Source organism: Pseudoduganella sp. LjRoot289 (genome assembly GCF_964252925.1).
In the GTDB taxonomy this organism is placed as follows: Bacteria; Pseudomonadota; Gammaproteobacteria; order Burkholderiales; family Burkholderiaceae_D; genus Rugamonas.
This window is the reverse complement of the sequence record NZ_CAXUPN020000001.1, coordinates 4,501,228-4,525,447: the sequence shown is the minus strand read 5'-3', so window position 1 is coordinate 4,525,447 and position 24,220 is coordinate 4,501,228. Positions and strand designations below refer to the sequence as shown.

Genomic DNA, 24,220 nt, shown 5'->3' with positions numbered 1-24,220 from the left:
CTCATCGCAATGCACGAATGCAGGCCTGACCCCACTCTTGGGGTCAGGCCTGCATTCGTGCAGTTTGCATGCAGCGGGTGTCAGGGCTGAGGCTGAAAAATACAGTTTTGCAGGCCTGACCCCAGGTTTGATCTAGTGGGCTTTTTTCTGGACCAGCGCGCTGCCGGTGCCGTGGCGTTTGCCTTCGCTGACTGCCGTCACCGTGCCGTCGGCGTTGAACAGCAGGGCGTTGGCGGCGCCTATTTCTCGTGGCGTGCCGCCCCAGCGCTGGCCGTAGCTTTCGAGGGACTGGGCGGCGCCCGTGGCGGCGTAGCCGGGTTCGATGTCGGTGGCCGCGCCGTTGCGCTCGGACAGGCGCGGCGCGTCCACCGCCTGGTCCATCGTCATGCCGAGGTCGACGTGGTTGACGATGGTCTGCAGCACCGTGGTGATGATGGTGGCGCCGCCCGGGCTGCCGATCGAGAAGGCAGGCTTGCCGCCTTTGAACGCCAGCGTCGGCGACATGCTGCTGCGCGGCCGCTTGCCCGCTTCCGGCACATTGGGATGCGGGCCGCTGAAATCGAAGTCGGTCATCTCGTTGTTCAGCAGGAAGCCATAGCCGGGCACCGTGATGCCGCTGCCGCCCCAGCTTTCGATGGTGAAGGTGTAGGAAACGATGTTGCCTTCCTTGTCGGACACGGTCAGGTGCGTGGTGTGCGCGCCTTCGGCCAGCAGTTTGGCGGCGGCAGGGCGCAGCGGCACGCTCTGGTCGTCCTGGAAGGGATAGGGGTCGCCCGCCGCCGCGTGCGAGGCCGCGCGCTGCGGGTTGATCTGCTCGCGCCGCCGCGCGGCGTAGTCCTTGCTCAGCAGGCCTTGCACCGGCGCTTCCAGATACTCGGGGTCGGCCAGGTAGGCGTTGCGGTCGGCGAAGGCGATGCGGCTCGCTTCCAGGTAGAGGTGCTCGACCTTGTCGCGCGGCATGGCCTTCAGGTCGTAGCCTTCCAGGATATTGAGCGCCTCGGCCACCGCCACGCCGCCGCTGCTGGGCAGGGGCATGCCGTAGAGCTCGTAGCCGCGGTAGGTCGAGCGCAGCGGCTGGCGGATGCGCGCCTCGTAGTTGGCCAGGTCGGCCATCGTCATGGCGCCGGCGCGCACCTTGGCGCCCGGATGGTTGACCGCATCGACCATGGCGCGTGCGATCTTGCCTTCGTAGAAAACCTTGATGCCGCCCGCGCCCAGTTCGCGGTAAGCCTTGGCCAGGTCCGGATTGCGCAGCAGGCTGCCTTCCGGCAGCGCCTTGCCGTCCTTCAGATAGAGCTTGGCCGTGGCGGGAAACAGCTGGAACTTGCGCTCGTTGGAGGCGACCAGGCGCGAAAAATTCGCGTTCACCTTGAAACCGTCCGCCGCTACCTTGATCGCCGGCTGCAGTACTTGCCTGAGCGACATCGAGCCGTAGCGGTCCAGCGCCTCATGCCAGCCGCGCACCGTGCCCGGCACGCCGACCGACATGCCGCTCGCCAGCACCTCGTCGAAGTTGAGCTCCTTGCCGTCCTGCTGGAACACGGATGGCTTGAAATTGGCCGGCGCCATCTCGCGGTGGTCGATGGTGATGACGCGCTTGTCCTTGGCCAGGTAGATCATCATGAAGCCGCCGCCGCCGATGCCGCAGCTGAACGGATCGGTCACGCCCAGCGTCGCCGCCGCGGCAACCGCCGCGTCGACCGCGTTGCCGCCCTGGTTCAGGATGGCGAGCGCCGACTGGGACGCCTGTTCGCTGATGGTGGCGACCGCGCCGCCGGTGCCGGTCGCTACCGGGCTTTTGGCCCAGGCGCCCGGCGCGCATGCGGCGCTAATGACGATGGTGGAGACAAGCAGGGAAGGGAGGGCGCGGCGGGGAGACGAGGTCATGGGCTCTCTATCGGGTGGCATGGCCAGTCGCGGCCAGTGGTGGCTAGGAAATATCCACCCGCAAGCTTACCCGATAAGTTGGCGCCGGAGCATTTAACGCAGGCGGCTCGGCCGGTTCCACGCCGGCGAGGGTGAAGCGCAAACCCTGCTGGGTGATGGTATTGGCTGCGCCCGGCATTTTTTCGGACAGCACGAAGCTGCTGCTGTTGCCGTTGTTCGTGAGTACGAAGCTGTAGCTGATATAGCCTTCCCACACGCACACCGCGCCGGTCTTGCAGCGGCTGTCGTTGACGCGCTCCAGTTTCAGGCTGGCGGTCGGCGTCAGCGCGACGCTCTGGCCGGCCGACAAGGTGTAGGTGGCGCTGGTGCGCTGCGGGCTTGCCGGAGCCGGCTGTTCGCCGCTGCCGCTCTGGCCGGCGACGCTGCACGCGGCCACTATGCCGAAACCGGCGAAGGTGGTGAGCAGGGTGATAATTTTGGGCTGCATAGATTCTCCTGGCTGGCCGGTGAGGCCTGACGGATGAAAATATTAGCTAAAATACATCGCACGTGGCGCACGCGTGAAAACGTGAAAAGGGGCCAGGGTCAAATATTAAAGAACGCGCGTTCATTAATATTTGACCCTGGCCCCTTTTTCCCTTTTTCGTACGTCTCGTACGCGGGTGAACCTTACACGTAGGCGGCGAGTGCGCCTTTCATTTTCTTCAGGGCGGCCGATTCGATCTGGCGGATGCGCTCGGCGGAGACGCCGAATTCGTCGGCCAGCGTGTGCAGCGTGGCGCCGGAGCCGTCGTCGTTGGCCAGCCAGCGCGCTTCGACGATGCGGCGCGAACGCGCATCGAGCTTGCCCAAGGCCGTTTCCAGGCCTTCGGAATGCAGCCGCGTCACTTGCTCGGCTTCCAGCACCCGGGTCGGCTCGCTCTGCTCGGACGACAGGTAGGCGATGGGGGCGAACTTGTCGTCCTCGTCGTCGGTCGGCGATTCGAGCGCGATGTCGCGGCCGCTCAAGCGCGTTTCCATTTCAATCACTTCTTCGCGCTTGACGTCGAGCAGCTTGGCCAGGTTGTCGATCTGGGCCGGCGACATCGCGTCCAGGCCGGTCTTGTGGCTGCGCAGGTTGAAGAACAGCTTGCGCTGGGCCTTGGTGGTGGCCACTTTGACCAGGCGCCAGTTCTTCAGGATGTATTCGTGGATCTCGGCCTTGATCCAGTGCATGGCATAGGACACCAGGCGCACACCCTGGTCGGCGTCGAAACGCTTGACCGCCTTCATCAGGCCGATATTGCCTTCCTGGATCAGGTCGGCGTGCGGCAGGCCGTAGCCCAGATAGCCGCGCGCGATCGACACCACCAGGCGCAGGTGCGACAGCACCAGCTCCTGCGCGGCGCCCAGGTCGTTGTTTTCCTTGAGACTGCGGCCCAGGCGCTTTTCTTCGTCGGGCGTGAGCATAGGCAGGCGGTTGACCGCCGAAATGTAGGCGTCCAGATTGCCCAGGTTGCCAGTGAATCCCAATCCCAGGGCATTTTTACTGGCTGGTACCAATGCGGCAGGTGCGGTCATCATCGTCATTTTAATTCCTCGCTCGAAAACGGAGTGTTTCGGATCAATGCATCTTGCGTGACACTTCTTAAACCACGCTTAATATTTCCGTAAGGCATGGGCGGAAGTGGCTGTTGGCCATATATTAGCACTCTCATTGGGAGAGTGCCAATCGCCAGTCGCAATGACCCTGATAGCGATAATGCTATGGGCCGATTCTAGTCGATGGTTTTTTGCAAAGGCGCTTAAACCGCACGAACTTTGCGGTGCATCAACGCGGTCAGCATAGCCGAGGGGGAGGGGCGGAACTGTGCGTGAACGCACGCAGCGGCGGGATCGGCGGGCCGTGCAGGCCCGCCGCCCTGGCTTAATTGAGGCGTGCCAGGTGACGCTGCACGGACAGCAGGGCGCCGGCCAGGCCGAGCGCGGCGGAGACGGCCAGCAGGCCGGCCATTTGCAGCGGTTCCATGGGCGCCAGCTGGAATTCGGAGGCGTACAGGCGGGCGAATTCGGCGATGGCCGTGTTGAGCGGGCGCAGCGCCAGCGCGACCGCGCCCAGCGCGACGCCGCCGGCGCACAGGCCGAGCAGGGCCCCCGTGTAGTAAAACGGGCGGTGGATGAAGGTGTCGGTGGCGCCGATCAGCTTGGACACCAGGATTTCCTCGCGCTGCGTCAATACCTGCAGGCGGATGGTGTTGAATACCACGGCCACCACCACCGTGCCCAGGGTCGCGGCCAGCAGCAGCAGGGCCAGCTTGAGCACGCCGATCAGCGCGGCCAGGCGCTTGACCCAAGCCGAATCGATCTGCACCGTGTCCACGCCGGGCAGGCTGCGCATGCGTTCGGCCAGCTGGTCGACGTCGACACCGGCGGCGGCGCTGCGGAAGGCGTCGAGCTTGACGATGTAGCTGTCCGGCAGCGGGTTCTCGCCCAGGGTGGCCAGCACGTCGGACAGGCCGCTCTTGCCTTTCAGGTTGTCCAGCGCCTTTTCGCGCGGCACGAAGATGATCTTGGCGTCCTTCATCATCTCGCGCAGCGGCGTGGCCAGCCCGGCGGCTTGTTCGCGCGCCACGTCCTGCTTCATGAACAGGCTGATCTCGGGATCGACCGACAGCTGCTCGGACAGGGGCCGCACATTGTCGAGCAGGGTCAGGCCCATGAAGGGCAGGGCCAGGGCGATGGCCACCACCAGGATGTTGAACAGGAAGCTGCCCGGCGCCTTGCGCAGGTGCACCAGCGCCGCGCCCAGCGCGAAGCCGTGTTGACGCAACCAGTTGCTCATGCCGCCACCTCCGGTTCCGGCGCGGCGCTGTTGCTGAGCAGCTGGCCTTGCTTCAAATGGATCACGCGCGCGGCGCCTTCGAGCACCAGCTCGTCGTGCGTGGAGATCAGACAGGTCACGCCCACCGAGTGGAAGGCGCGCAGCGCGTCCAGCACCCGTTCGGCGCTGGCGCGGTCCAGGTTGGCGGTCGGCTCGTCGGCCAGGATGATCTGCGGCCGGTTGACGATGGCGCGCGCGATCGACACGCGCTGCTGTTCGCCGCCGGACAGGGCCAGCGGCATGGCGTTGGCGCGCTCGGCCAGGCCCACCTTGTCGAGCGCGGCGCGCGCGCGCTGTTCGGCTTGCGCGCGCGGCTGGCCGGTCACCATCAGCGGCATCATGACGTTGGCCAGGATGGAGCGGTCGGTCAGCAGGCGCTGCTCCTGGAAAATCAGGCCCAGGTTGCGGCGCAGAAAGGGTACGCCGGCCGCCTTGAGCTTGCCGATGTCCTGGCCGTTGACGATGACCTTGCCGGCGCTGGGGCGCTCCATGGCGGCGATCATCTTCAGCAGCGTGGACTTGCCGGCGCCGGACGGGCCGGCCAGGAACACCAGTTCGCCCTTGCCGACGGTGAACGTGACGTCGCGCAGCGCGGTGGCGTCGGCCGAGTAGTGTTTGGAGACGTGCTGGAATTCGATCATGACAGGGTCTCTCCAGCCTTAGCCGAGCAGGGCTTCGACGAATTCCGTGGCGTTAAACGGCTGCAAGTCCTCGATGCGCTCGCCGATGCCGATGAAGTACACCGGCACCGGGCGCACACGGGCGATGGCGGCGATGACGCCGCCTTTCGCCGTGCCGTCCAGCTTGGTGATGATGATGCCGGTCAGCTGCAGTGCGTCGTCGAAGGCTTTCACCTGGGCCAGCGCGTTCTGGCCGGTGTTGCCGTCGATGACGAGCAGGGTTTCGTGCGGCGCGCCCGCCAGGCCCTTGCCGAGCACGCGCTTGACCTTTTTCAGCTCTTCCATCAGGTGCAGCTGGGTCGGCAGGCGGCCGGCGGTGTCTATCATCACCACGTCGATGCCCTTGGCCTTGGCCGACTGCACCGCGTCGAAGGAGACCGCGGCCGGGTCGCCCGATTCCTGCGAGATGACGGTGACGTTGTTGCGCTGGCCCCACACCATCAGCTGCTCGCGGGCGGCGGCGCGGAAGGTGTCGCCGGCGGCCAGCAGCACGGACTGGCCGTGGCCCTGCATGTGCTTGGCCAGCTTGCCGATGGTGGTGGTCTTGCCGGCGCCGTTGACGCCGGAAATCATCATCACCAGGGGCTGGTGGCGGCCCAGCTCGAACGGTTTTTGCAGCGGCAGCAGCAGTTCCGTCATCAGCGCCTTGAGCGCGTTCTTGACGGCCGCCGCGTCGAGCAGCTTGTCTTCCTTGACCTTGCGCTTGAGCGCGTCGAGCAGGTATTCGGTGGCGTCGATGCCGGCGTCCGACATCAGCAGCGCCGCTTCCAGTTCCTCGTACAGTGCGTCGTCGATCTTGGCGCCGACGAACAGCACCGACAAATTGGCGGAGGTCTTGGACAGGCCGGCTTTCAGGCGGGCCATCCAGTTCGGCTTGTCCAGGCCGGGCTTGTCCTGTTCGGCGGACGGGCCGGCGAGCGGCGCGTGCATGACCGATGCGACCGGCGCATGGTCAGGCGCGGCGCTCGCCCGCGTCGACGCCGGCGCAGGCGCCGCCGTCGGCGCGGCAGGCGTGGCGGAGTCTGGAGGGGCGGCTGCGGTGGGCAGGGCGGGAGGAGTCTCGGGCTGGACAGGTTTTTTCTTGAAGAAGCTGAACATGGGTGTGCGGTAGAGGGCTTCAAGCGAAGGTCCGGCGGCGCCGGACGGGGGAATTCTGCCGGTATTCTACCAGAGCGCGGGCTGCCGCCCCCCGGCGCGGGCAGGGGGCCGTCGCCTGGCTTGTTAACCGATAGGCAACGCCTGGCTGCGCACGCGCACGCGCCAGTCGGCGATGCCGCCGCCGATTTCGGCCAGCTGGAACACGCGCACGAAGGCGGGCGGACGCTTGCGCAGCGCCGAGCACTGGCCGCCGGCCCAGATTTCCACCGTGTCCGGCAGGCGCGCCCGCAGCTCTTTCAAGCCGTCCAGCGCCTGGCGCGGATTCATCGAGGCCGACAGCGACAGCGCCACGATGTCCGCGCCCAAGCTGCGGGCCGCGTCGGCGATATCGGGCACCGGTGTCTGGATGCCGAGCGAGATGGCGTACGCACCCTCGGCCGCGAACAGCGCCTCGGCCATCAGCAGGCCAAGGCCGTGGCGTTCCTGGGGCAGCGTGGTCAGCAGGATGCGCGGACGCGTCGCGCCGTTGTGGCCGGCGTTCGCTTGCGGCACCGAGAAGATGGCGCTGCGCATCACCATCTGCAGCGATTCGGCGAACAGATGTTCTTCAAACACGGCGAAGCGGCCGCACGCCCAGGCGTCGCCCACCATCACCGTCAGCGGCGTGACCAGGTCGATGACAAAGCTTTTCAAGCCCATCACCAGCAGCGCCTGCGACAGTTTGCGGCGCAGCGCATCCATCTGGTGCGCTTTGCACAAGTCGAGGTAGACCTGCAGTTCAGGATGCTGGGCGCGGCTGCGCGCCTTGGTGCTGTCGGCGGCCTTTTCGGCCAGCGCTTGCAGTTCGGCGTGGCTGTACTGGATGACCTTGCCGGGCCGGAAGCCGAGGTCGATCAGCCGTTTCACCAGGCGCAGCTTGACCACCTGTTCGGTCGGGTAGACGCGCTCGCCAAACGGGTCGCGCAGGGGCTGCGGGAAATCGTAGCGGCGTTCCCAGACGCGCAAGGTTTCCTTGGCCACGCCGGTGTCGCGCTCGACGTCGCTGATGGTACTGGGGACAGTCAAAGAGGGGGCCTCAGTGTTCATTTGCATAAGTGGCAACAAGCTTAGGGTTGCCGCGCTTTCATACTGTTGGGGAGCCGTAGCCCGGGTGATGCGCCCTGCATTCTACATTCGTTTCGGTAGAGAAAGTGCCAGGCCGGCAGCGCCGCTCTGCCGGAAACCCGGCTTGGCTGGAGCTTGTCCACGACACAGCCCCCGCAGCCAGAACATAGAACCCGATTAGGCCTTCAGTTGTATTTTTGTCGTAGACAAAAAAACTCAAATATTTGAAAAAAAATCCTGAAGTGTTGTATTGAAAGGGGAAATTGCGGTGCCGCCAAAGCCGGCACTTTCGGTAAACCATGGGCCGAGGCCAGCGTCGTCCCAGAGGGGAGCGCGCCATAAACCGGTGCTGACGATATGCTATTGTGGAAATTGCTTATAACTAACAAGTACAAGCGAACGATAGTCAATTGCTGTATAAATGCTGCTGTTTGGTTCAGATTGCAGTTCTGCCACCGTTGTCAAGCGGGGGCCGCAGGGCCCGCACTGGACGATTCATAACACTTGCTGGAATAGCAAACGGCCAGTATAGTGCCGCCTCCGGAGCTAAACGCTCTGTGACAAAGCCGGCAACATGAGCGGCCGCCGAATATAAGTGATGCGTTTCTTATCCGAAACCGCAAAGGCAATCGGGGATTGCCGTCACACATAAGTGTAGCGCCCGCAAAGCAGGCGCTGACAAAGCACACGAATTGAGCCGTAGTTCCAGCTTGCCCTTTTTTTGCAACACAAACTGAAGGAAACTCGTAATGAAAAAAACTCTGATCTCCATCGCGGTCCTGGGTGCACTGAGCAACGCTGCATTCGCCCAATCGAACGTCACCATCTACGGCATCGTTGACGCCGGCCTGGTTTCCGAGCGTGGCGGCAAAGCAGGTAACGTAACGAAAGTAAGCAGTGGTGTTGGTAGCGCCTCCCGTATCGGCTTCCGCGGCACGGAAGACCTGGGCGGCGGTCTGTCGGCCGTGTTCGTGCTGGAAAGCGGCTTTGCAGCCGACACCGGCGTGGGCGACGCAGCTGGCCTGTTCCAGCGTCAATCCTACGTCGGCCTGGTGTCGAAAGACGCCGGCAGCCTGACCCTGGGTCGCCAGTACACGCCGATCTATCTGGCGCTGTCGCAAGTAGCCGACCCGTTCCAGGCTGGCCTGGCCGGTTCCGCCAAGAACCTGTTCGGTGCTTCGGGCACCAACGTGCGTGCCTCGAACGCGGTCAACTACAAGACCCCGACCTACAGCGGCTTCAACGCTGAAGTCCAGTACGGCGTGGGCGAACAAGCCAAGGCCGACGCTGGCCGTCAACTGGGTGTGTCTTTCGCTTACTCCAACGGTCCTCTGAACGCCCGTCTGGCTTACAACAACCGCAACCGCGACATCGCAACCGGCCTGGCGCCAGTTGTTGAGAACGAATACGCGCACAACACCCTGTTCGCAGCGAACTACGACTTCCAGGTCGTCAAAGCCTACTTCGCGTACAGCAGCGACAAAGGCCCGACCTCGTCGCCTATCCCTAACCCAACCGCGTTCACCACGACCGCCGTTGCCGGTTCGACCGACAGCGACACCATCCTGCTGGGCGCGACCGCTCCAGTGGGCCCGGCCGGCACCGTGATCGCTTCCTACATCCGCAAGGATGACAACAACGTCGCCAACCGCGACGCCGCTCAATGGGCACTGGGCTACTCGTACGCGCTGTCGAAGCGTACCAGCGCCTACGTCGCTTACGCCAAGATCAACAACAAGCGCGGCGCAAGCTACACCGTCGGCAACAACTCCGACGCCGGTACCGGCGACAAAGCTTTCAACGTTGGCATGAAGCACACCTTCTAATTCCTGCCGGAATTTGAACGCTGAAACGGCGGCCTTCGGGCCGCCGTTTTTATTTGCAATGTTAGAATGCGGACATGAAAATTGCCCATCAAATTGCGTGTTTTTTCCTGCTGGCCGCCAGTGCCGCGATCGCCGCGCCCAAGGCGGCCAACAAGCCCGCGTCCAAGGGGTTGCCGCGCTATGGCATGGCCGTGTATTCCGATTTGTGCGTGCACCCCGAGAGTGGCGAGTTCGGCGGCCAGCGCATCAGCGTGCAGCGTTTCGCCGAAGTGGACACGGTGATCTATGAATTCACGGCCGGCGGCTTGAGCTGGCCCATCGTGGCGAGCGACGTCAACATCGACCCGCTGGGCAAGCAGATGTATTTCACGCTGCAGTTGGAACACGAAGAACGCACCGTTAGCGGCAAGTTCGCCGACAATGGCGACACGCTGGTGCTCGATGGCGGCTATTGCGGCCAGGCGGATGTGCCGGCCAGGTTGAAGAAGATGAGGGATTTCGGGCGCGACGCGCCGGTGTGCAAGCCGTGCCCGGCACCCAAGCCGGCGCCGGTGGAGCCGGAGGACGAGGCCCCCGCGCGCCCGGCCCCGGCCATGCCGCACGAGGCCCCCGTCAAGCAGGCTGCCCCGTCGCCGCAGCAGGCCTGACCCGCCATGCGCGCGGCCGTGTTGCGGTGATGCCGCAGGGCCGGTTAGCGGCGTGCCGCGCAAGCCGCCATGGTGCTGGCGCCCGCCAAAACGGGCGCATCGTACGAACGTCACTCCTGCCGGAGTGACTTAAGAGGCGCCTGGCGCTTAGCCGCCCGGCGCGCCTTTGGCTTTTTCCGTTTGCGCGTTCTTGCGTATCGTTTCCAGCGTGGCGCCAGGCGTGATCAGGTTGCCGTCGTAGCGCAGCTCGATCACCGCCGGCAGCTTCTTGCCGCGCGTGTGTTCCAGGGCGCGCCGCAAGGCCGGCGCGAATTGCGCCGTCGCCGTCACCACCTCGCCGTGCGCGCCATAGGCTTGCGCCAGCGCCGCGAAGTCCGGGTTGTGCAGTTCCGTGCCGGACACGCGGCCCGGATAGTTCTTTTCCTGGTGCATGCGGATGGTGCCGAACATATTGTTGTTGAACACGATGATGATCACGCCGGCCTGGTATTGCACGGCGGTGGCCAGCTCCTGGCCGTTCATCATGTATTCGCCGTCGCCGGCGAAGGTGATCACGGTGCGCGCGGGATCGATGATCTTGGCGGCCACGCCGGAGGGCACGCTGTAGCCCATGGCGCCGCTGGTCGGCGCCAACTGGGTGCGCATGCCGCCGTAGCGGTGGAAGCGGTGGGCCCAGGTCGCGTAGTTGCCCGCGCCGTTGGTGATGATGGTGTCGGCCGGGGCCAGCTCGCCGATGTCCTGCACCAGTTGCCACAGGTTCAGGGGCGCCTTGCCGTCCTGGAAGATGGGCGGCTGCTGCTGGAACGCCAGGTACTCGGCCTTCGCTTCGGCCACGCTGCCGCGCCAGGCGGCGGCATCGACCGGCTCCATGCCGGCCAGCATGGCCGCCGCTTGCGGCATGCCGCTGACGATCATCAGTTCGGCCTGGTAGACGCTGCCCAGTTCCTCGGCGCTCGCATGGATGTGCACCACGCGCTGTTGCGGCACCGGCGAGGACAGCAGCTCGTAGCCGCTGGTGGTCATCTCGCCCAGGCGCGGGCCGATGGCGATCAGCACGTCGGCGTTTTTCACGCGCGCGGCCAGCTTGGGGTTGATGCCGATGCCGACGTCGCCCACATACTGCGGGTGCGCGTTGTCGAGCAGGTCCTGGAAGCGGAAGGCGCAGGCAACCGGCAGCGCGTTCGCTTCGGCGAAGCGCTGCACGTCGGCGCAGGCCTGCGCGTTCCAGCCGCCGCCGCCCAGCAGCACCAGCGGACGCTGGGCGCCGGCCAGCATGGCGCGCAGCCGGGCAATCTGCGGCGTTGATGGGCAGGCTTGCACCGGCTGGTAGCGGCCGGTGTCGGCCACGGCGGCCATCCTGGTCAGCATATCTTCCGGCAAGGCCAGCACCACCGGGCCGGGACGGCCGCTGGTGGCCACCTGGAAGGCGCGCGCCATGTATTCGGGGATGCGGTCGGCGCGGTCGATCTGCGCCACCCATTTGGCCATCTGGCCGTACATGCGGCGGTAGTCGATCTCCTGGAAGGCCTCGCGGTCCATGAAGTCGCTGCCGACCTGGCCGATGAAGAGGATCAGCGGGGTCGAATCCTGGAACGCGGTGTGCACGCCGATCGAGGCGTTGGTCGCGCCCGGGCCGCGCGTGACGAAGCAGATGCCGGGCTGGCCGGTCATCTTGCCGTAGGCCTCGGCCATGAACGCGGCGCCGCCCTCCTGGCGGTTGATGATGAAGCGGATACCCGATTCGTGCAGCGCGTCGAGCACGTCAAGGTAGCTTTCGCCGGGCACGCCGAAGGCGGTATCGACGCCGTGGATCTTCAGGGCGTCCACCAGTATCTGGCCACCGGTGCGGGAGGGATGCGTCATGGTCTGACCTTTATTCAATGAGATGCGGCAAGCGGGAAAGTGTTGCCGCATTCTAAAGCGCCCCACAGCCGGCGGCTTTTGAAATGGCGACATCAAATTTCCAAAAAGGGGCCAGGGTCAAAAAATAAAAAGGGTCAGGGTTAATTATTTCGCAGGGAGAGAGCCGGGCGCCCGGATGCCCGCTGGCCGAGTGTGCCGCTCGCCAGCGTGGAGAAAATAACCCTGGCCCCTTTTACGATTTGACCCTGGCCCTTTTTCGGCGTGGCGGGGGGGCGTGGTACAATATGCCCTGAAGCAAGCCAGACAGCCGCTGGCCGATGCAGCAATGCAAAGGCGGGAGGAAGGTCCGGACTCCATAGAGCGGGGTGACGGTTAACGGCCGTCCGCTGAAAGCCTTTCGGGGTATAAGGCGAGGAATAGGGCCACAGAGACGAGCGTATTAAGTTACGGTGAAACGCGGTAACCTCCACCTGGTGCAATTTCAAATAGGCACGCGATGATGCTGCTCGCGGAGCGTGCGGGTAGAAAGCTTGAGCGCTGGAGTAATCCAGCGCCTAGAGGAATGGCTGTCATAGCGCGGATCCGCAAGGGCGAGCGCCGTAACAAAATCCGGCCTACCGGCTTGCTTCAACTGAATACCATGCTTTGCTTGGGGAACGCCGATGAATCAATACATCCTGGCCCTCGATCAGGGTACCACCAGCTCGCGCGCTATCCTGTTCGACCGCCACGGCCGGATCCACGGCAGCGCGGCGCTGGAATTTCCGCAGCATTATCCCCATCCAGGCTGGGTCGAGCACGACCCTAACCAGATCTGGAACAGCCAGCTCACCGTCGCCCGCAAGGTACTGCACGACCACCATGTCGATCCGCAGCAGGTGAGCGCCATCGGCATCGCCAACCAGCGCGAAACCACCGTGGTGTGGGACCGCAAGACGGGCGAGCCGATCGCGCCCGCCATCGTCTGGCAGGACCGCCGCACCGCCGACACCTGCGACCAGCTGCGCGCGGCCGGCAAGGCCAGGCTGATCACCGAATGCACCGGCCTGGAGCTGGACGCCTACTTCTCCGCCACCAAGCTCAAATGGCTGCTTGACCACGTGCCCGGCGCGCGCGAGCGGGCCCGCCACGGCGCGCTGGCCTTCGGCACCATCGATTCCTGGCTGGCGTGGAAGCTGTGCGGCGTGCACGTGACCGACGTCGGCAACGCCGCGCGCACCATGCTGTTCAACATCCACCTGATGCGCTGGGACGCGGACTTGCTGGAACTGTTCGACATTCCCGAGCAGATGCTGCCGCAGGTGGTCTCCTCCAGCGAGGAGGTGGGCCGGACGCGCGCCGCGCTGTTCGGCGGCGAGATCCCGGTGTCCGGCATCGCCGGCGACCAGCAGGCCGCCACCTTCGGCCAGGCCTGCCACGAGCCCGGCATGGTCAAGAACACCTACGGCACCGGCTGCTTCATGCTGATGCACGCGGGGCGGCACGCGGCCGTGTCGCACAACCGCCTGCTGTCGACGGTGGGCTGGCGCGTCGACGGGCGCACCGACTACCTGCTCGAGGGCAGCGTCTTCATGGGCGGCGCCACCGTGCAGTGGCTGCGCGACGGGCTCGGCATCATCAGGCAGTCGGGCGACGTGGAAGCGCTGGCGGGCAGCGTGTCCGACAGCGACGGCGTGCTGCTGGTGCCGGCCTTCACCGGCCTGGGCGCGCCGCACTGGGATCCGTACGCGCGCGGGACACTGCTGGGCATGACGCGCGGCACCAGCGCCGCCCACATCGCGCGCGCGGCGGTCGAGTCCATCGCCTACCAGAGCGCCGAGCTGCTGGCGGCGATGCAGAAGGATGTCGCCTCGGCGCAGCGGCCGATACCGGTGACCGAAGTGCGCGCCGACGGCGGCGCGGCCCGCAACGACCTGTTGATGCAATTCCAGGCCGACCTGCTGGGCGTGCCGGTGCTGCGGCCCAAGGTCACCGAGACCACCGCGCTGGGCGCGGCCTATCTGGCCGGGCTGGCGGTCGGCTTCTGGGAATCGAAAGAGGAAATCGCGGCCCAATGGCAGTGCGAGCGCCGCTTCGAACCGGCCATGGGCGCCGACCGGCGCGCCGCGCTGCTGGCGCGCTGGGCGCGCGGCGTCGAACGCGCCAGGGGCTGGGAGGCGCCGCTATGACGGCCAAGCGGCTGCTCATCGAGGGACGGGTGCAGGGCGTCGGCTATCGCGCTTCCCTGGCGGAGCAGGCGCTCGCCCTGGGCCTCCACGGCTGGGTACGCAATTGCCGGGATGGCGCGGTGGAAGCCTGCGTCGACGGCGATGCGCAGGCAATCGAGGCGATTGTCCTGTGGGCCAAACGCGGCCCGCCTGCCGCGCGGGTGGATCGGATCGCCATCGAGGATGCGGATACGCTGCCATCCGCGCGGGAGGTATTCAAGATATTGCCGACTTGGTAAGCGTCATGGCGGTCGCTGAGCGTAATGTACGCGTCATCCCCGCGCTTTTACGTATAATTGAGATGGATCAGGCGCGCGCACCGCGGGCCTGAATTTGTCTATACAAGTTACCGCAATTGCAGTCAGAAGGAAACGTTCAGCACTGGTTTCAACCCAAGATCCGCCGTCCTGCCTGATCGCGCGCAAAGCGCGGCAGAGTGCCAAATCCCAAAGAAAATCACCACTCCGTCCGTCCCGGCAAAGCCGCGCGCAGGCCCTGGCCGACTGTTGCCGATTAGCTACGACTATGTTGGCGCCTGGCAACCTTATGGTTATATTTCAATTTTTTCTTGACATCTTTTTTGCGCTCAGTCAGGGGTGGTCAGGCCGGTGACTGATAAGGTAGCACTTTCAGTATCCAATGTAAGTGCCTAATTTCAAAGGCACATTTCATGCGAGGCTGCATCAAGGAACGACGCTAAGTCCTTAATTTCATTAATAAAATCCATTTTTTCCCAATTGGAAACCGCTTGACCACCCCCTGCTCATCCTCTAAAGTGGGCAACTGTGTGAAAAAGTGTAGTTTTGTGGGATTTTCTTCCCTTCCAAATGAAAAGGTAATACGTGTTTCAAGGCGCTTCCGCGATCACTCTCGATGCGAAAGGCAGGATGTCAATTCCCGCCAAGCATCGCGACGCACTGGCTATCCAGTGCGAAGGACGCCTCACGCTTACCAAGCACCCCGACGGTTGCCTGCTGATGTATCCCCGCCATGTGTGGGAAGCCAAGCGCGACCAGATTGCCAACTGGCCGATGTCGGCGCGCGGCTGGCAGCGCATTTTGCTGGGCAACGCGAACGACGTGGAGATGGACTCCGCCGGCCGCATCCTGGTCGCGCCCGAACTGCGCGACGCTGTCGGCCTGGGCCGCGACATCGTACTGTCCGGCATGCTGACCCACTTCGAGATCTGGGATCCGGCCCGCCGTGCCGAAAACGAGCAGCAAACCATCGACGTCGGCATGCCCGACGCGCTTTCCGATTTTTCTTTCTAAGGCCCGCCCCGATGACTTCTTTTGCGGTGCCAGAATTCCAGCATCGTACGGTGCTGCTTACCGAGGCGGTTGACGCGCTCCAGTTGAGCGGCGACCGTGCCAACGGCCTCTATATAGACGGCACCTTCGGACGCGGCGGCCATAGCCGTTTGATCCTGTCGCGCCTGGGCGGGCAGGGCCGCCTGCTGGCCTTCGACAAGGACTTGCAGGCCATCGCCACCGCCGGACAGATCGCCGACCCGCGCTTCCAGATCGTGCACGACAGTTTCGCCACCATGGCCGACGCGCTGCGGGAACGCGCCCTGCCCAAGGTGGACGGCGTGCTGCTGGACCTGGGCATCTCTTCGCCGCAGGTGGACGACGCCGCGCGCGGCTTCAGTTTCCGCAACGACGGCCCGCTCGACATGCGCATGGACACCACCCGTGGCCAGTCGGCGGCCGAATGGCTGGCCACCGAAAGCGCCGAGACACTGGAAAAGGTGATTAAAGAATATGGGGAAGAACGGTTTGCTTTTCAGATTGCAAAGGCGATTGTTGCTCGCCGGGCAGTCGAGCCAATTTCAACCACACGACAGCTTGCCGGTCTCGTGGCAGGGGCGGTCAAGACCCGTGAAAAAGGTAAAGACCCGGCCACCCGGACTTTTCAGGCTATCCGTATCCACATCAACAAAGAACTCGAGGATCTCGAGGCCGGGCTGATCCACGCCTACGACTGCGTGGCGCCGGGCGGCATCCTGGCCATCATCAGCTTCCACTCGCTGGAAGACCGCATGGTCAAGCGTTTCTTCGCCTCCAAGGCCAACGTGCCGCAGCCGGACCGCCGCCTGCCGATCCGCGCGGTCGACCTGCCGCAGCCGGAACTGAAGCTGCTGGCCAAGATCAAGCCGTCCGACGAGGAAGTGGACGCCAATCCGCGCGCCCGCTCGGCGGTGATGCGCGTGGCACGCCGGCTCCCTTACGCTGAAGGCGCGGCGTGAGTTTCAAGATCAACATCGTCCTGGCCGCCGTGCTAGTGGGCTGCGCGCTGTCCCTGGTGAACGCGCAGTACCAGGCGCGCCATTTGTTCATCGACCTTGAGCGCGCGCAGGCGCAGGCGCGCCAGCTCGACATCGACTGGGCCCAGCTGCAGCTGGACCAGTCCACGCTGGGCAAGCACGCCCGTATCGAAGCCATCGCGCGCCGCGACCTGAACATGACGCAGCTGACCGCCAACCGCACGCAGTACCTGACCGAGGGAGCCCAATAATGCGGTCCGGCGGCGGAGCGAACAGCGCACGCGTGGCACGCTCGAAAGGCATGCCATTCTCGAAAAGCCCGATGCTGGCGGTGAGCCTGCCGCCGTGGCGTTCGCGCGTGGTGCTGTTCGTGCTGTTCGCCGCCTTCGCCGCGCTGGCCGGCCGCGCCTTGTGGCTGCAAGGGCTGTCGACCCAGTTCCTGCAGGCGCAGGGCGAAATCCGTTACGCGCGCACGCTGGAACTGCCCGCCACGCGCGGCAAGATCACCGACCGCAACGGCCAGGTGCTGGCCTCGTCCGTCCCCGTGAAAGCCATCTGGGCGATCCCGGACGACGTGCTCGAAGCGCCGCCCGAGAAAATCCGCGCGCTGGCCGGCCTGCTCGAAATGAGCGAGGCCGAGCTGCGCAAGAAGCTCGATTCCGACCGCAACTTCGTCTACCTGAAGCGCCAGGTCGAGATGGAAGTGGCCGACAAGATCGCCGCCCTGAAGATCGACGGCATCGACGCGCGCAAGGAATACAAGCGCTTCTACCCGCAGGGTGAAGTGATGACGCACGTGGTGGGCTTCACCAACGTGGAGGACATCGGCCAGGAAAGCATGGAACTGGCGCAGCAGAAAACGCTGCAGGGCGCCACCGGCAGCCGCCGCGTGATCAAGGACCGCCTCGGCCACATCGTCGAGGACATCGGTTCCATCCACGAGCCGCACGACGGCAAGGACCTGACCCTGTCGGTCGACAGCAAGATCCAGTACATCGCCTACACCCAGCTCAAGGCGGCGGTGGAGAAGTTCAAGGCCAAGGCCGGCGGCGCGGTGGTGCTGGACGTGCACACCGGCGAGGTGCTGGCGCTGGCCAACTACCCGAGCTACGACCCCAACGACCGCCGCTCGCTGACCGGCGCGCAGCTGCGCAACCGCGTCATGACCGACACCTTCGAGCCCGGCTCCACGCTCAAACCGATCACGGTGGCGCTGGCGCTGGACACCAACCGCGTCAACCCGAACTCCTACATCGACACCGGCGCCGGCAAGTACACCATCCTGGACCGCACCATCAGCGACACCAAGGGCCACGGCGTGATCAACGTGGCGCAGATCATCGAGATGTCGTCCAATATCGGCACCTCGAAAATCGCGCTGGGCATGCCATCGCAGGAAATGTGGGAGATGTTTACCAAGGTCGGCTTCGGCCAGCAGCCGAAATGGGGCTTCCCGGGCGCCGTCGCGGGCCGCGTGCGTCCTTATAAATCCTGGCGTCCGATCGAGCAGGCCACCATGAGCTACGGTAACGGCATCTCGGTCTCGCTGATCCAGCTGGCGCGCTCCTACATGATGTTCGCCCGTAACGGCGACACCATACCGCTGTCGTTCCAGAAGGTGTCCGAACCGCCGGTGGGCCAGCAGATCATCAAGCCCAAGACCGCGGCGCAGATGCGCGAGATGCTGGAGTCGGTGGTCTCGGGCAAGGACGGCACCGCCAAGCAGGCGCAGATCCCGGGCTACCGCGCGGGCGGCAAGACCGGCACCGCGTACAAGGTGGAAAACGGACGCTACGCCATGCCGCGCAAATACATCGGCTCCTTCGTCGGCATGGTGCCGATGTCGAATCCGCGCTTCATTATCGCAGTCATGATCGACGAACCCACTTCGGGCGGCCACTTCGGCGGCCAGGTGGCAGCACCGACTTTTGCCGCCGTCGCAGCCAACGCGCTGCGTTCCCTGAACGTACCGCCGGATTCGTCCGTCACCGAAATCGTGATCCCCGCGGACGGCGGACCGGACGTAATGTAATGAGCGCCATGACACCTATCGACATCAGCAACTGGATCAAGCAGGCCGCGCCCGCCGGCAGCACGGGGCAGCTGGCCTCGGACTCGCGCCGCGTGAAGGCGGGCGACGTCTTCTTCGCCTATCCGGGCGAGGGCAAGGACGGCCGCGACTATATCGCCGCCGCCATCGCGCAGGGCGCCGCCGCCATCGTCTACGAGGAAGCCGGCCCGGCCTCGGCCTACCCTTGGGACGCGGCGTGGACCGTTCCGCACCTGGCCGTGGCCGACCTGAAGCGCCATTCCGGCCCGATCGCGCACGCCTACTACGGCAACCCCGATACGGGCCTGTTTACGGTCGGCGTCACCGGCACCAACGGCAAGACCTCCTGCGCCGTCTGGCTGGGCCAGGCGCTGAGCCGCCTGGGCGACCTGACCGCCGTCATCGGCACGCTGGGCGTGGGCATGTCGCGCGCGCGCGGCGAAGTCGAATTCGATCCGACCGGCTACACCACGCCGGACGCTGTGCTGCTGGCGCAAAAGCTGGCCGAAACGCGCGACCAGGGCGCCACCGCGCTGGCCATCGAAGTCACCTCCATCGGCCTGGACCTGGGCCGCACCGACGGCATGCACTTCGACGTGGCGCTGTTTACCAACCTCACGCGCGACCACCTGGACCACCATGGCGACATGGCGGCCTACGAGGCGGCCAAGACCCGGCTGTTCGACTGGCCCGGCCTGCAGGCGTCCGTGGTCAACCTGGACGACGCCATGGGGCTTCGCTTAGCGAAGCGATTGTCGGCGCAAGCCGACAACGGCGCTTCCAAGGGCATCGTGGCCCGCAACGGCCGCGTGCTCGGCTACACGCTGGCCGAGGCGGCCGCGCTGCCGGACCTGCCGGGCGTGGACATGCTGCGCGCCAGCCAGTTCCGCACCCGCAGCGCCGGCACCGAATTCCATCTCGACACGCCGCAAGGCTCGGCCCACGTGAAGACCCACCTGGTGGGCCAGTTCAACATCAGCAACGCGCTGGCGGTGCTGGGTGCGCTGCTGGTGAAGGGCGCCGCGCTGCGCCCCGCCGTCGAAGCCATCGAAGGCCTGACGCCGGCCCCGGGGCGCATGCAGCAAGTGGGCGGCAACGACGTGCCCATGGTCGTGATCGACTACGCGCACACGCCGGACGCGCTGGAAAAAACACTGGACACGCTGCGCCACGTGGCGCAGGAACGCGGCGGCCAGCTGTGGTGCGTGTTCGGCTGCGGCGGCGACCGCGACCCGGGCAAGCGCCCGCAGATGGGCCGCATAGCGCAGATGGCGGACCACGTGCTGGTCACCAGCGACAATCCGCGCAGCGAAGATCCGCAAGCCATCATCGAACAGATCGTGGCCGGCATGGACAAGAACCACCCGACTTCCGTTTTCCAGGCGGTGGAAGACCGCGCGGCGGCCATCCTGTCCGCCATCAAGCACGCCGCCAAGCCGGACGTGATACTGCTGGCAGGGAAGGGCCATGAGCCCTACCAGGAAATCAAGGGCCGCAAGATGCCGTTTTCGGATGCGGACCACGCGCAATTGGCGCTCTCCGCCCGCCTGACCATGATGAGGACCAACTGATGCAAGCAACACTGGCCCAGCTGCTGAACGCGATTCCCGGAGCGAGCTACGCGCCGGGCGCCGCGCATGGCGCCGCCACGCAAGAACCTGCCGATGCCGTGGCATTCGCAGGCGTTTCCACCGACAGCCGCAGCGCGCCGGCCGGTTCGCTGTTCGTCGCCCTGCGCGGCGAGCACTTCGACGCGCACGACTTCCTGCCGCAAGTGGCGGCCAAGGGCGTTGCCGCCGTCGTCGCCGAGCAGCTGCCGGAAGGCTGGACCCTGCCTGCCTTGATCGTGCCGGACACGCTGGCCGCCCTGGGCCGCATCGCCAACTTCTGGCGCAAGCAGTACACGCTGCCCGTCATCGGCGTCACCGGCAGCAACGGCAAGACCACGGTGAAGGAAATGATCTCCTCCATCCTGGCGGCGGCGCACGGCGAAGAGGGCCGCCTGGCCACGCGCGGCAACCTCAATAACGAAATCGGCGTGCCGCTCACGCTGTTCCGCCTGGACGCCGCGCATCAGTCAGCGGTGATTGAACTGGGCATGAACCATCCGGGTGAAATCGGCCGCCTGAGCGCCATCGCCGAACCGACCATAGGCCTGGTGAACAACGCGCAGCGCGAGCACCAGGAATTCATGCACACCGTGGAAGCGGTGGCGCGCGAGAACGGCGCCGTGCTGGCCGGCCTGCCGGCCGACGGCGTGGCCGTGTTCCCGCAGCATGACGAATTCACGCCGGTGTGGCGCGAGCTGGCAGCGAGCGGAGGCGCGCCGCGCCGCACGCTGACTTTCGGCCTGAGCAAGGAAGCCAACGTTTCCTGCACCTTCCGCGCCGACGATTTCGGCAGCCAGATGTTCGTCACCGTGCGCGAGGGCGGGCCCGGCGACGCTGCCGCACCGCTGCAATTCTTCGTCGCGCTGCAAGCGGCCGGCGAGCACAACGTCATGAACGCGCTGGCCGCGGTCGCGTGCACCCGCGCGGCCGGCATCGGCGCCGAGCACATCAAGCTGGGCCTGGACACCTTCGCGCCCGTCAGCGGCCGCCTGCAAAGGAAGGCCGCCGTGAACGGCGCCGTCGTCATCGACGACAGCTACAACGCCAATCCGGACTCGGTGCGCGCCGCCATCGACGTGCTGGCCAGGGCCGCCGCACCGCGCGTGCTGGTGCTGGGCGACATGGGCGAAGTCGGCGCGCAGGGCCGCGAATTCCACGAGGAGATCGCCGCCTACGCCGCCAGCAAGGACCTGGAACATATCCTCGTCACGGGCGAACTGGCGCGCTATATGTGCGACAGCGGCTCGGGTGGCGGCGATATCAGGCATTTTGAAGAATTCGACGCCTTGCTCGCCGCCGTAGACGCAGCGGCAACGCCGGATGCAACCGTATTGATCAAGGGCTCCCGCTTCATGAAAATGGAACGGGTCGTGCAGCATTTGATTGGATCGCAACAAGCTAACAAAGGAACTCACTAATCATGCTGCTCTGGCTCGCACAGATGTACCAGGACGACTTCGGTCCCCTGCGCGTATTCAACTTCATTACCGCGCGCGCGGTGTTCGCCACCATCACGGCGCTCATCATCGGCCTGTGGGCCGGCCCGTCCGTCATCCGCAAGCTGACCGCCTTGAAATACGGCCAGGCCGTGCGCACCGACGGTCCGCAAACCCATTTGAAAAAGCACGGCACCCCGACCATGGGCGGCGTGCTGCTCCTGATCGCCATCGGCGTGTCCACGCTGCTGTGGTGCGACTGGTCGAACCGTTTGATCTGGCCGGTGATGGTCGTGACCATCGGCTTCGGCGCAGTGGGCTGGGTGGACGATTACCGCAAAGTGGTGCGCCAGGACCCCGAGGGCATGCGCTCCGCTGAAAAGTACTTCTGGCAGTCGCTGGTCGGCATCGGCGCCGCCCTGTACCTGGCGTTCTCGGTCTCCGCGCCGACGCCGGCCAAGGTGTTCGAGCTGTTCTTCGCCTGGGTGCAGTCCGGCTTCTCGATGGAACTGCCGCCGAAGGCCGACCTGATCGTCCCGTTCTTCAAGACCATCAGTTATCCGCTGGGCGTGTGGGGCTTCATCGCGCTGACCTACTGCGTCATCGTCGGCACCAGCAACGCCGTCAACTTCACCGACGGCCTGGACGGCCTGGCCATCATGCCGACCGTGATGGTCGGCTCCGCGCTCGGCCTGTTCGCCTACCTGACCGGCAGCACCGTCTATTCCAAATACCTGTTCATCCCCTACATTCCCGGCGCCGGCGAGCTGATCATTTTCTGCGGCGCGATGGCGGGGGCGGGCCTGGCCTTCCTCTGGTATAACGCGCACCCCGCGCAAGTGTTCATGGGCGACGTCGGCGCGCTGGCGCTGGGCGGCGCGCTCGGCACCGTCGCGGTCATCGTGCGCCAGGAAATCGTGCTGTTCATCATGGGCGGCATCTTCGTGGCCGAAACCGTGTCCGTCATCATCCAGGTGGGCTGGTTCAAGTACACCAAGAAGCGCTACGGCACCGGCCGGCGTGTGTTCCTGATGGCGCCCTTGCACCACCACTTTGAACAAAAGGGCTGGAAAGAGACCCAGGTCGTCGTGCGTTTCTGGATCGTGACGATGATGCTGGTCCTGGTTGGCCTCTCCACCTTGAAGCTGCGCTGATGAGCTACCAAGGCAAACGGGCACTGGTACTCGGGCTGGGCGAATCCGGCCTGGCGATGGCGCTATGGCTGGCCCGTGGCGGCGCGCGCGTGCGCGTGGCCGACACGCGCGACGAGAGCGCCGTGGCGGACCGCCTGGCAGCCTTGAAGGCCGCCGCGCCGGACGCCGAATTCATCGGAGGCCGGCTCGACATCGCGCTGCTGTACGACACCGACTTCGTCACCATCAGCCCGGGCCTGGCGCCCCAGGGCGACGTGGCGGACCTGATGCGCGCGGCTTCCGCGGCCAGCATCCCGGTCTGGGGCGAGATCGAAGTGTTCGCCCAGGCGCTGGCGGCGCTGAAGGAAGAGCGCGGCTACGCGCCCAAGATCATCGCCATCACCGGCACCAACGGCAAGACCACCGTCACCAGCCTGACCGGCCAGCTGTGCCAGCGCGCCGGCTTCAGCGTGCGCGTGGCCGGCAATATCAGCCCGGCCGCGCTGGACGTGCTGCGCGAAGTTCTTGACGCGGATGCGCTGGCGCCGCAGTTACCTCAAATCTGGGTGCTGGAATTGTCCAGCTTCCAGCTGCACACCACCTTCAGCCTGCAGGCGGACGCCGCCACCGTATTGAACATCACCCAGGACCACCTGGACTGGCACGGCTCGATGGATGCCTACGCCGCCGACAAGGCGCGCATCTTCGGCGCCAACACCGTGCGCGTGCTGAACCGCGACGACGCCGCCGTCATGCGGATGGCGAACCCGGTCGGCGAGAACGTCAGCTTCGGCACCGGCGAACCGCAGGAAGCGGGCAGCTTCGGCCTGCACAATGAACGCGGCATCTACTGGCTGGCCACGGCCGTGCCGGACGAGGATGCGGAGCCGCCGAAGAAGCGCAAGAAGAATGATCCGGCGCCGCCGCCGGCGCCTACCTCCGCCAAGAACCTGATGCCTTCGGACGCGCTGCAGATCCGCGGCCTGCACAACGCCTCGAACGCGCTGGCCGCGCTGGCCCTGTGCCGCGCCATCGGCCTGCCGTTCGCGCCGCTGCTGCACGGCCTGCGCGAATACCGCGGCGAGCCGCACCGCGTGGAACTGGTCGCGGCCATCAACGGCGTCGAATACTACGACGACAGCAAGGGCACCAACGTGGGCGCCACCGTGGCCGCCCTCAATGGCCTGGGCAAGAGCTTCACCGGCGCCGGCCAGCGCCTGCTGCTGATCGCCGGCGGCGACGGCAAGGGCCAGGCCTTCGAGCCGCTGGCCGAACCCGTGTCGCGCTATGTGCGCGCCGTGATGCTGATCGGCCGCGACGCGCCGGCGCTGCGCGGCGCGCTGGAGGCCTCGGGCGTCGACCTGGCCGACTGCGGCACCGACCTGCCGTCCGCCGTGCGCCTGGCTGCCAAGCTGGCCAAACCGGGCGACGCCGTGCTGCTGTCGCCGGCCTGCGCCAGCCTGGACATGTTCAAGAACTACGCGCACCGCGCGCAGGTGTTCATCGACACCGTGCGCGAAATCGCGCTCGACGCCGGACAGGAGCTCTGATCC

Annotated in this window: 20 protein-coding genes and 1 other RNA gene; 13 read left to right on the top strand and 8 right to left on the bottom strand. The window is 65.5% G+C overall.

Annotated features, from left to right (window positions below; translation table 11 throughout):
• Positions 1–132: 132 nt before the first annotated feature.
• The 7 genes from ggt to ACSQ8Y_RS19260 form a co-directional block, all read right to left on the bottom strand.
• Positions 133–1,887 carry a gamma-glutamyltransferase gene (gene ggt / locus ACSQ8Y_RS19290; protein ID WP_436268049.1) on the bottom strand — a complete coding sequence of 585 codons (1,755 nt, stop codon included), beginning with the start codon at positions 1,885–1,887 and terminating at the stop codon, positions 133–135.
• Positions 1,888–1,930: 43 nt separating this feature from the next.
• Complete coding sequence (locus ACSQ8Y_RS19285; RefSeq protein WP_436268048.1) at positions 1,931–2,374, bottom strand: hypothetical protein; 444 nt, start codon at positions 2,372–2,374, stop codon at positions 1,931–1,933.
• 182 nt (positions 2,375–2,556) lie between these two features.
• A complete protein-coding gene (rpoH, locus tag ACSQ8Y_RS19280) occupies positions 2,557–3,450 on the bottom strand; it encodes an RNA polymerase sigma factor RpoH (protein ID WP_436269860.1) in 894 nt (297 codons plus the stop codon).
• 343 nt (positions 3,451–3,793) lie between these two features.
• Complete coding sequence (gene ftsX / locus ACSQ8Y_RS19275; protein ID WP_436268047.1) at positions 3,794–4,708, bottom strand: permease-like cell division protein FtsX; 915 nt, start codon at positions 4,706–4,708, stop codon at positions 3,794–3,796.
• Complete coding sequence (locus ACSQ8Y_RS19270) at positions 4,705–5,388, bottom strand: cell division ATP-binding protein FtsE (RefSeq protein ID WP_436268046.1); 684 nt, start codon at positions 5,386–5,388, stop codon at positions 4,705–4,707. Before ACSQ8Y_RS19270 ends, ftsX begins: the two co-directional genes overlap by 4 nt.
• 18 nt (positions 5,389–5,406) lie before the next feature.
• Positions 5,407–6,525 carry a signal recognition particle-docking protein FtsY gene (gene ftsY / locus ACSQ8Y_RS19265; RefSeq protein ID WP_436268045.1) on the bottom strand — a complete coding sequence of 373 codons (1,119 nt, stop codon included), beginning with the start codon at positions 6,523–6,525 and terminating at the stop codon, positions 5,407–5,409.
• Between the two features lie 123 nt (positions 6,526–6,648).
• Positions 6,649–7,590: a MerR family transcriptional regulator gene (locus ACSQ8Y_RS19260; protein WP_436268044.1), complete on the bottom strand. Its 942-nt coding sequence runs from the start codon at positions 7,588–7,590 to the stop codon at positions 6,649–6,651.
• A gap of 788 nt (positions 7,591–8,378) precedes the next feature.
• Between ACSQ8Y_RS19260 and ACSQ8Y_RS19255 the strand changes: the two genes are divergently transcribed.
• Positions 8,379–9,455 (top strand): porin, encoded by a 1,077-nt coding sequence (locus ACSQ8Y_RS19255; protein WP_436268043.1) that lies wholly within the window; start codon positions 8,379–8,381, stop codon positions 9,453–9,455.
• Between the two features lie 74 nt (positions 9,456–9,529).
• Complete coding sequence (locus tag ACSQ8Y_RS19250; protein ID WP_436268042.1) at positions 9,530–10,102, top strand: hypothetical protein; 573 nt, start codon at positions 9,530–9,532, stop codon at positions 10,100–10,102.
• Positions 10,103–10,249: 147 nt separating this feature from the next.
• On the opposite strand, the gene ACSQ8Y_RS19245 is transcribed toward ACSQ8Y_RS19250, so the two are convergent.
• A complete protein-coding gene (locus ACSQ8Y_RS19245) occupies positions 10,250–11,965 on the bottom strand; it encodes a thiamine pyrophosphate-binding protein (RefSeq protein ID WP_436268041.1) in 1,716 nt (571 codons plus the stop codon).
• Positions 11,966–12,256: 291 nt separating this feature from the next.
• Here ACSQ8Y_RS19245 and rnpB point away from each other — a divergent pair.
• From rnpB to murD, 11 genes are all read left to right on the top strand, one after another.
• Positions 12,257–12,598: RNase P RNA component class A (rnpB, locus tag ACSQ8Y_RS19240), an RNA gene on the top strand.
• Between the two features lie 29 nt (positions 12,599–12,627).
• Positions 12,628–14,133, top strand: a complete 1,506-nt coding sequence (gene glpK / locus ACSQ8Y_RS19235) for a glycerol kinase GlpK (protein ID WP_436268040.1) — start codon at positions 12,628–12,630, stop codon at positions 14,131–14,133.
• Positions 14,130–14,411: an acylphosphatase gene (locus tag ACSQ8Y_RS19230; RefSeq protein WP_436268039.1), complete on the top strand. Its 282-nt coding sequence runs from the start codon at positions 14,130–14,132 to the stop codon at positions 14,409–14,411. Before glpK ends, ACSQ8Y_RS19230 begins: the two co-directional genes overlap by 4 nt.
• Before the next feature lie 603 nt (positions 14,412–15,014).
• On the top strand, positions 15,015–15,443 hold the full coding sequence (mraZ, locus tag ACSQ8Y_RS19225; RefSeq protein ID WP_436268038.1) for a division/cell wall cluster transcriptional repressor MraZ: 429 nt from the start codon (positions 15,015–15,017) through the stop codon (positions 15,441–15,443).
• A gap of 11 nt (positions 15,444–15,454) precedes the next feature.
• The gene (gene rsmH / locus ACSQ8Y_RS19220; protein WP_436268037.1) at positions 15,455–16,420 is read left to right on the top strand and encodes a 16S rRNA (cytosine(1402)-N(4))-methyltransferase RsmH; all 966 of its coding nucleotides are present in this window, start codon (positions 15,455–15,457) and stop codon (positions 16,418–16,420) included.
• Positions 16,417–16,689, top strand: a complete 273-nt coding sequence (gene ftsL, locus ACSQ8Y_RS19215; protein ID WP_436268036.1) for a cell division protein FtsL — start codon at positions 16,417–16,419, stop codon at positions 16,687–16,689. Before rsmH ends, ftsL begins: the two co-directional genes overlap by 4 nt.
• Positions 16,689–18,470 (top strand): peptidoglycan D,D-transpeptidase FtsI family protein, encoded by a 1,782-nt coding sequence (locus ACSQ8Y_RS19210; protein WP_436268035.1) that lies wholly within the window; start codon positions 16,689–16,691, stop codon positions 18,468–18,470. The genes ftsL and ACSQ8Y_RS19210 overlap by 1 nt, the downstream gene beginning before the upstream one ends.
• An 8-nt stretch (positions 18,471–18,478) precedes the next feature.
• Entirely contained in the window at positions 18,479–20,059 is a 1,581-nt protein-coding gene (locus tag ACSQ8Y_RS19205) for a UDP-N-acetylmuramoyl-L-alanyl-D-glutamate--2,6-diaminopimelate ligase (RefSeq protein WP_436268034.1), read from the top strand.
• Positions 20,059–21,516, top strand: a complete 1,458-nt coding sequence (locus ACSQ8Y_RS19200; RefSeq protein WP_436268033.1) for a UDP-N-acetylmuramoyl-tripeptide--D-alanyl-D-alanine ligase — start codon at positions 20,059–20,061, stop codon at positions 21,514–21,516. Before ACSQ8Y_RS19205 ends, ACSQ8Y_RS19200 begins: the two co-directional genes overlap by 1 nt.
• Before the next feature lie 2 nt (positions 21,517–21,518).
• The gene (gene mraY, locus ACSQ8Y_RS19195) at positions 21,519–22,688 is read left to right on the top strand and encodes a phospho-N-acetylmuramoyl-pentapeptide-transferase (protein ID WP_436268032.1); all 1,170 of its coding nucleotides are present in this window, start codon (positions 21,519–21,521) and stop codon (positions 22,686–22,688) included.
• Positions 22,688–24,217, top strand: a complete 1,530-nt coding sequence (gene murD / locus ACSQ8Y_RS19190; RefSeq protein WP_436268031.1) for a UDP-N-acetylmuramoyl-L-alanine--D-glutamate ligase — start codon at positions 22,688–22,690, stop codon at positions 24,215–24,217. The genes mraY and murD overlap by 1 nt, the downstream gene beginning before the upstream one ends.
• Positions 24,218–24,220 lie beyond the last annotated feature (3 nt).

Bases quoted from the DNA above. Each gene is read 5' to 3' on its own strand.
- ggt (WP_436268049.1), bottom strand. From the start codon at position 1,887: ATGACCTCGTCTCCCCGCCGCGCCCTCCCTTCCCTGCTTGTCTCCACC.
- ACSQ8Y_RS19285 (WP_436268048.1), bottom strand. From the start codon at position 2,374: ATGCAGCCCAAAATTATCACCCTGCTCACCACCTTCGCCGGTTTCGGC.
- rpoH (WP_436269860.1), bottom strand. From the start codon at position 3,450: ATGATGACCGCACCTGCCGCATTGGTACCAGCCAGTAAAAATGCCCTG.
- ftsX (WP_436268047.1), bottom strand. From the start codon at position 4,708: ATGAGCAACTGGTTGCGTCAACACGGCTTCGCGCTGGGCGCGGCGCTG.
- ACSQ8Y_RS19270 (WP_436268046.1), bottom strand. From the start codon at position 5,388: ATGATCGAATTCCAGCACGTCTCCAAACACTACTCGGCCGACGCCACC.
- ftsY (WP_436268045.1), bottom strand. From the start codon at position 6,525: ATGTTCAGCTTCTTCAAGAAAAAACCTGTCCAGCCCGAGACTCCTCCC.
- ACSQ8Y_RS19255 (WP_436268043.1), top strand. From the start codon at position 8,379: ATGAAAAAAACTCTGATCTCCATCGCGGTCCTGGGTGCACTGAGCAAC.
- ACSQ8Y_RS19250 (WP_436268042.1), top strand. From the start codon at position 9,530: ATGAAAATTGCCCATCAAATTGCGTGTTTTTTCCTGCTGGCCGCCAGT.
- ACSQ8Y_RS19245 (WP_436268041.1), bottom strand. From the start codon at position 11,965: ATGACGCATCCCTCCCGCACCGGTGGCCAGATACTGGTGGACGCCCTG.
- glpK (WP_436268040.1), top strand. From the start codon at position 12,628: ATGAATCAATACATCCTGGCCCTCGATCAGGGTACCACCAGCTCGCGC.
- ACSQ8Y_RS19230 (WP_436268039.1), top strand. From the start codon at position 14,130: ATGACGGCCAAGCGGCTGCTCATCGAGGGACGGGTGCAGGGCGTCGGC.
- rsmH (WP_436268037.1), top strand. From the start codon at position 15,455: ATGACTTCTTTTGCGGTGCCAGAATTCCAGCATCGTACGGTGCTGCTT.
- ACSQ8Y_RS19210 (WP_436268035.1), top strand. From the start codon at position 16,689: ATGCGGTCCGGCGGCGGAGCGAACAGCGCACGCGTGGCACGCTCGAAA.
- ACSQ8Y_RS19205 (WP_436268034.1), top strand. From the start codon at position 18,479: ATGACACCTATCGACATCAGCAACTGGATCAAGCAGGCCGCGCCCGCC.
- ACSQ8Y_RS19200 (WP_436268033.1), top strand. From the start codon at position 20,059: ATGCAAGCAACACTGGCCCAGCTGCTGAACGCGATTCCCGGAGCGAGC.
- mraY (WP_436268032.1), top strand. From the start codon at position 21,519: ATGCTGCTCTGGCTCGCACAGATGTACCAGGACGACTTCGGTCCCCTG.
- murD (WP_436268031.1), top strand. From the start codon at position 22,688: ATGAGCTACCAAGGCAAACGGGCACTGGTACTCGGGCTGGGCGAATCC.